Origin of the sequence: Faecalibacterium sp. AM43-5AT (genome assembly GCF_003603345.1) — a bacterium.
Taxonomy (GTDB): Bacteria; Bacillota; Clostridia; order Oscillospirales; family Ruminococcaceae; genus Faecalibacterium; species Faecalibacterium taiwanense.
Genome location: NZ_QVGZ01000025.1, coordinates 1 through 5,646 on the forward strand (window position 1 = coordinate 1; position 5,646 = coordinate 5,646).

General features: G+C 39.6%; 7 protein-coding genes. 5 read left to right on the forward strand and 2 right to left on the reverse strand.

What is annotated here, in order from left to right:
• The first annotated feature begins 65 nt into the window (after window positions 1–65).
• Window positions 66–464 carry a hypothetical protein gene (locus tag DW937_RS14410; RefSeq protein WP_005799260.1) on the forward strand — a complete coding sequence of 133 codons (399 nt, stop codon included), beginning with the start codon at window positions 66–68 and terminating at the stop codon, window positions 462–464.
• A gap of 641 nt (window positions 465–1,105) precedes the next feature.
• Window positions 1,106–2,008, forward strand: a complete 903-nt coding sequence (locus tag DW937_RS14420; RefSeq protein ID WP_225538865.1) for a protein rep — start codon at window positions 1,106–1,108, stop codon at window positions 2,006–2,008.
• Between the two features lie 3 nt (window positions 2,009–2,011).
• Here DW937_RS14420 and DW937_RS14425 read toward each other — a convergent pair whose 3' ends face one another.
• Complete coding sequence (locus DW937_RS14425; RefSeq protein ID WP_007660167.1) at window positions 2,012–2,590, reverse strand: hypothetical protein; 579 nt, start codon at window positions 2,588–2,590, stop codon at window positions 2,012–2,014.
• Here DW937_RS14425 and DW937_RS14985 point away from each other — a divergent pair.
• A complete protein-coding gene (locus DW937_RS14985) occupies window positions 2,565–3,335 on the forward strand; it encodes a hypothetical protein (protein WP_005799241.1) in 771 nt (256 codons plus the stop codon). The two genes, DW937_RS14425 and DW937_RS14985, sit on opposite strands and share 26 nt — an antisense overlap.
• A gap of 69 nt (window positions 3,336–3,404) precedes the next feature.
• Here the strand turns inward: DW937_RS14985 and DW937_RS14435 are convergent, their stop codons facing one another.
• Entirely contained in the window at window positions 3,405–4,655 is a 1,251-nt protein-coding gene (locus tag DW937_RS14435; protein ID WP_117811881.1) for an NBU/pMV158-type mobilization protein, read from the reverse strand.
• 405 nt (window positions 4,656–5,060) lie between these two features.
• On the opposite strand from DW937_RS14435, the gene DW937_RS14440 reads away from it, so the two are divergent.
• Together DW937_RS14440 and DW937_RS14445 are read left to right on the forward strand one after the other, a co-directional pair.
• Entirely contained in the window at window positions 5,061–5,309 is a 249-nt protein-coding gene (locus DW937_RS14440; protein ID WP_005812783.1) for an AbrB/MazE/SpoVT family DNA-binding domain-containing protein, read from the forward strand.
• On the forward strand, window positions 5,303–5,623 hold the full coding sequence (locus DW937_RS14445) for a type II toxin-antitoxin system PemK/MazF family toxin (protein WP_005799262.1): 321 nt from the start codon (window positions 5,303–5,305) through the stop codon (window positions 5,621–5,623). Before DW937_RS14440 ends, DW937_RS14445 begins: the two co-directional genes overlap by 7 nt.
• Window positions 5,624–5,646: the final 23 nt, after the last annotated feature.

Consider the following 5,646-nt stretch of genomic DNA (forward strand, 5'->3'; position numbering starts at 1 on the left):
AAGTGTTTCAGCAAATGTTCTGTGAATAATGGAAAGTACGGAAAGAAAAATGCAAATAAGACATTATGAAACCAACTGACTACATCGAATGGGATAACCTGAAGGATATTCCATTCTTCCTCTGTCAAGTAGTCGAGGACAGAGAAAAACAAGATTTGGATATTTACTATTTGGGCAAACGTGTCTTGCACGATTACGACCATGTGGGGCACTATTTGCGGACTGCCGTTATCTTGTTCCGCAGGGTAAAGAGCCGCACAGCAGACTGGGTAAACCTGCGTAACCTTTGGACGCTGCGCAACTGTGTGCGTGAGAACTACAATCACGGCATAGGAATGAACGACCTTATTTTTGGGGAGAATTTCGATGGAGATAATCTCGATACGCTTACACCACTTACAAAGAAACGCTTTGATTTTTTGTGTAAGCGGATTAAGGAACTTGACCCATATGCAACTATTTAACACTCCATTGAGTGAAGGCAGGGCTTGTCTTTGTGTGCTCCCCCTTTGGGGGACGGGAGGGGGATAAGAAAAAAAATACCACCGGAGATGTCGGATATCCGTCAATTCACTCCGGTGTTTTTTTTGCAACTCTCCCGTATCGCTCGGCAAGGGTTGTCTTTGTGTACGGCAAAGATAGTTTTTTTTCCGGAAGTATCTTTGTCTGTTGTGGATTTAGTAGTGTATTTGTGTCAGAATTGCGCAGCCGGGGGAATGGGGGCGAGCCCCCATACTAGATAAACTAGAAAGTTTCGTGGTAAATGCTTTTTGACTTGTTATATGTAGGTTTTTTGAATGATGTTTGGCGGTTTGGAATGAATTACCTACTTTTGGGCTGAGAAAAAACGAAAGCCCGAAGGCAGTAACCAACGGGCTTTGTATTTTAAGAATTAGCAATCGTTTGTGTTCGTTCTTGGCGGGGCGGATACCAAACGAAAGCCACATCAAAATTTCATATGTGCAAAGATAGAACAAATATAACCAACTGCAAAGAAAGTCCGTTAAAAAACGGTTCTGATAGTCTTAAAAAAAAGGCTAAAGTAAAAATCATATCCCATAATTTTACTCGAAAACTTTCGGAAAAGAATCCGGATAGTAAGCTGATGAAAGCATATATGGATGCCCATGTGTGTTCAAATGTTTATACTGTGCAGGGAGGTAAGGCGCATTCCCATTATTGTCATCGGGCTTTTTGTCCTATCTGTCAGCGTATTCAAACGGCACAAAATGTAAAGAAGTTCCTTCCGGTTATGAAGTATTTGGCTTCGGAAGGCAGAGAGTTTTATTTTGTGACGCTTACCTTGCAAAATTGTGTAACCGATGATGCAAGGGTATTGCGAGATTTCATGCGTAGATGTAACCGGATGTGGGCTGATGGTATAAGGACGAAACACAAGTTTCGTTCACTTGGTATTTCGGGGGTGATTAAGAAGGAGTGTACCTATCATGTAGTAAAAAAGGATTTGTTTTCGTTCCATTATCATTTTCATATTATTGTTGATTCATTGGAAGCTGCAAAATATGTAGTAGCCCAATGGAAGAAATTGCATGGTAGTACGGTTGCTGATGCCCGTTTTCAGAAATATAAGAAGATAGAGGATTTTGAAAATGCAGCGATAGAGGTTTTTAAGTATGCTTCAAAGGCTTCTGTCTCAAAATCGAAAGGTCGTGACGGTAAAAAAAAGATTCAGATAAATTATAAGGCTTTGGATATGATTTATACTGCCATGCATGGGATGCAGCGCATGAGTAGTTTCGGACAGTTCCGCACCATGATCGGAGATGAAGCGTTGAATGATTTTAGAGATGAGGATTTGGTTCTTAATATTGAGGGATTGAATGTTGAAGATGGTTGTTATACTTGGTATATGTCTGTGAAAGATAAGGTGGCTGATTGGTATAATATGGAAACTGGGGAGGCATTGTGTTGTTATAAGGTCACCCGGAAGGATGAACTTTTGCAGGATATTTATTTAGATGAGGATATTTTTCCTAATAGTGGGTAGTTGTTAGTTTGTTGTATTGTTTTCTTGGTATGGTGTGAGTTCTATGTATTCTCTATTCATGAAAGGATCGCCAAATTTTCCACTTCTGTCATAGAAGGAAAATTTGTTTTTAGTAAGCTCGTCTATGTCCCAGTAATGTTCTCCACCAAAATAAATGGTACTGAAACTTGGATCACCGAATGACCATTGTCCGTAGATATTGGCTTCTTTTTTATTTCCTTGTTTGTCGATTTCTATATTTGTACGGGTATATGTTCCGTTTTTATTGAATTTGTATGTACCTTGCCAGACACTGCCGTTTTCGTCTGTTGTTTTTTTACCAGCCCATGTAATATCACAAATTAATGAGATTATGCTTTCTTCTCCATGGTTGTAGTATCCTTGTTTTTCAACACATCCGGTGTTTGAAATAAGAAAAAGTGATACTGTTGAAATAAGTAAAGAGATATGTATTATTCTATTCATAGTTAAATATTTAATATTCAATGCAAAAATAGGAGAAATTTTATATTTTTGGGCGAAACCTTTATTTATTAACTTTAAAAAAGGAGGATTTATGAAAAAAGTAATGTTTATGTTCATCAGTCTACTGACTGTTTTGGGTGTTTGTTCGTGTAATGATAATGAAGTAATAGAACCTGTGGTTAGTGATTCTGTATCTGATATGGAGGTCTTATCTCGTTTTGTTGATGTAAATGAGATTACAAATGAATACTATTTCAATGAGAATAAGAAAACGAGGGCGTTGTCTTATGTAACAGGTTCGGATTGGCAGGATTTAGAAAAAGTTAGTCCTTTGAGTATTGAGAAATATAAGAATAACCTGCAGGTTTTAAATGCTCAAGTGGCAAGTGCTATTTCAAATCCTAATACCGCTTATGTTGTTTTTTCTGTAAATGGAAAGACTTTGGTTAAAAAGGTGAAGGAGGATGCTAATTTTGATTTTTCAGTATTTAGGGATGTTGTAACGGAAACGAGGGCTGTTCTCCCTTCTTTGAGTATTAATGGAGGTTCTCAAAGCACTACCGGAGTTTTTTACGATTCCAGTCGTACTTTAAAGATGCAAGTTGATTTGAATGCTTCAATACAGAATAATTATTATTTCTTTGAAGTATTAAATCCTAATGCTAAACCAAGTCCGGATGATAATATAACGACACCTGAAAGTGTTGCTTTTAGTGGAACTGGACCGTTATGGAGTAACACTTTCACTTGGACTTCGTATTGGGATGCAAATGTACCTGGTCAAGGTTTTAAATGGGAGTTTAAAGGAAAAGGTACTACTCCTTCTTTTGGTTTTATAGCTAATTGCACCTTTAGTCGTTAAAAAATGAACGGGATTTAATTTGAATTGCACTTCTCAAAAAAGAGAAGTGCAATTCTTTTTAGTGTCTTTCTATCGGTGTAGCCAGTTACCGTTATCTAAAGTCTTTTGTAGTGTATTCCAAAGTTCTTTAAGAAAGTTTTTAAAGTGGATGTTATTTAGCCAAATTGTAGTAATACCATTCTGACTTTTGGAGATATCTATTTTCACGTTTTTAACTTGGTATGATTTTCTCTTGTCTTTATCGTAAAGGTTTCCAGTGTAGTATATTTCCTTTCCAATAAGAAGTTGTCGGATATCTTTATTTTGTATTCCCATAGTTTGGAGTTCCTCTATATTTTCCTGTGCATTTTCCATTTCCGGAAAAAGGTTAGTTATGGGTTTTAGTTTGGATGCTTCTGCCTTTATCTGTCTGTCGGTTGTTTCCTGTACCCTTCGCATCTCGATGTTGTTGGTTCTTAATTGTCCTTCTAAATTTTGATTCTTGAATGAGAGGTTATAATTTTCTTTTTTGAGGGTTTCAATTTCTTTGGCTTGTCGTTTTACTTCCCCTACATTAAAGACGCTTGTAACGGCATTAAATACGGTTTTTCCGGCTTTTGCGGCAGCTTCTTTGGCTTCGTTGATGTGTATGTCGGTTTTCATGCTGTTTAGCTCTTTTTGTGCCGTACTAAGTTCCTTTTGGACTGTGGTGATTTTCTCGGTTCCGGCAGTGTATGCCCTGTTTAGTTGCTCGATGTCTTTTTGAAGTTGTTCAGCTTTCTCTTTTTCCATTTTGTTTTTGTATTGCATGGCCGACAAGTGTTTCTTGTCTGAAGAAACTCCACGTTCCATGTTGAGACACTCTGCTGTTATAGTCTGCATCTCCGCCATGTCGTGTCTGTTCAGCTTTACAGTTTTTCCTGTATGGCCGTCCGTCCAGTCAAAGATCATGTGCGCATGATAGTTCGGTTTCCATGCTTCTTCCTTTCCGTCCCATACGTTTGCGCCTTCATCCTTATGGGTGTAGATTTGGAAGGCGTGCACTCCAAAGCGTTCTTCCAGTTTTTCGGCCAAGTCTTGAAGCTGCTGGATTGTGGTTTCCTCGCTGATTACTATTACCCCTTCCCGGATTGGGGTAGCTTTCTTCTGTAATCCTTGTCCGGTGGCTTCCTTGTATTTTTCCGTTATGTCCCGGTGTACTTCGGCAATGGAACATTCTACCCACTGTTCGTTGCGGTGTGTGAGTTCCGGACGGATGTAGTCGAGCTCCTTGCTTCTTAAGTTGTGACGTTCCGAGCTGCCTATATTGCAGGCTTCCACTCTGATACATGTCTTTGCCATATCTTTAGGTTTTAGGTGTGTATGTATGTTTAGAAGATGTGGCGTGAAACGTCACATCGCACGGGGTCGAGGGGACACCCCTCGCACACAACCCCTTTAGGGGTTATAGTGTGCTATAACCTTTTGCAAAGGTAAGCCTTCCGGACGGGATTTGCAAGCGCTCTGCCATGTGTTCCGGATGTGCTTGGGAACAGAAGCCGGACAAAAGGGAAAAGGACACAAGGCACAATAAAAAATCATCGGTCGGGGAGCGCTGCACGGCAAGGGGGTGCACCAACACTCCCGACGAGTGCAGCCATTGACAGGGTTCTCGGTGAAAATGGAAAAAAGTTGTTTTTCCTTTTGTTATTGTTATAACTTTACATATATTTGTATCGTGATAATCAATTATAAAGTTATAACATTATGGTAACGAATATTATTCAGATTGGAAACAGCAAGGGGATAATACTTCCTTCCGAAGTATTGAAACAGTTGCGTTTGTCCTTGAAATCGGCTGTGAGCATTTCTTTGGACGGGAACAATATTGTGATAAAGGCACAACCACGGCAGGGATGGGCGGAAGCTGCCAAACGTGCCCATGAGAATGGGGATGATGAGTTGCTTATCCCTGATGTGTTTGAGGATGAAAAGTTTGAGGATTGGACATGGTAGAACAGTATGAAGTGTATTGGGTAGAGTTAGACCCTACCCGTGGGGGTGAAATGGCAAAGACACGGCCATGTGTAGTTGTCACTCCTTCAGATTTGAATATGTACCTTACAACAGTAGTCATTGTTCCGATAACCTCAACGATAAGAAATTATCCTTACCGGGTTCTGTGTTCTGTAGCCGGGCGTGAAGGAGAGATAGCCACTGATCAAATTCGCACGGTGGATAAAAGCCGGCTGAAAAGAAAGATTGGAGATTTGAATTTCAGTGAGATAAAAAGGTTACGTGAAGTGTTTCAGCAAATGTTCTGTGAATAATGGAAAGTACGGAAAGAAAAATG

Excerpts from the sequence above, each read along its gene's own strand:
- DW937_RS14410 (WP_005799260.1), top strand. The coding sequence starts at position 66 with ATGAAACCAACTGACTACATCGAATGGGATAACCTGAAGGATATTCCA.
- DW937_RS14420 (WP_225538865.1), top strand. The coding sequence starts at position 1,106 with ATGAAAGCATATATGGATGCCCATGTGTGTTCAAATGTTTATACTGTG.
- DW937_RS14985 (WP_005799241.1), top strand. The coding sequence starts at position 2,565 with ATGAAAAAAGTAATGTTTATGTTCATCAGTCTACTGACTGTTTTGGGT.
- DW937_RS14425 (WP_007660167.1), bottom strand. The coding sequence starts at position 2,590 with ATGAACATAAACATTACTTTTTTCATAAATCCTCCTTTTTTAAAGTTA.
- DW937_RS14435 (WP_117811881.1), bottom strand. The coding sequence starts at position 4,655 with ATGGCAAAGACATGTATCAGAGTGGAAGCCTGCAATATAGGCAGCTCG.
- DW937_RS14440 (WP_005812783.1), top strand. The coding sequence starts at position 5,061 with ATGGTAACGAATATTATTCAGATTGGAAACAGCAAGGGGATAATACTT.
- DW937_RS14445 (WP_005799262.1), top strand. The coding sequence starts at position 5,303 with ATGGTAGAACAGTATGAAGTGTATTGGGTAGAGTTAGACCCTACCCGT.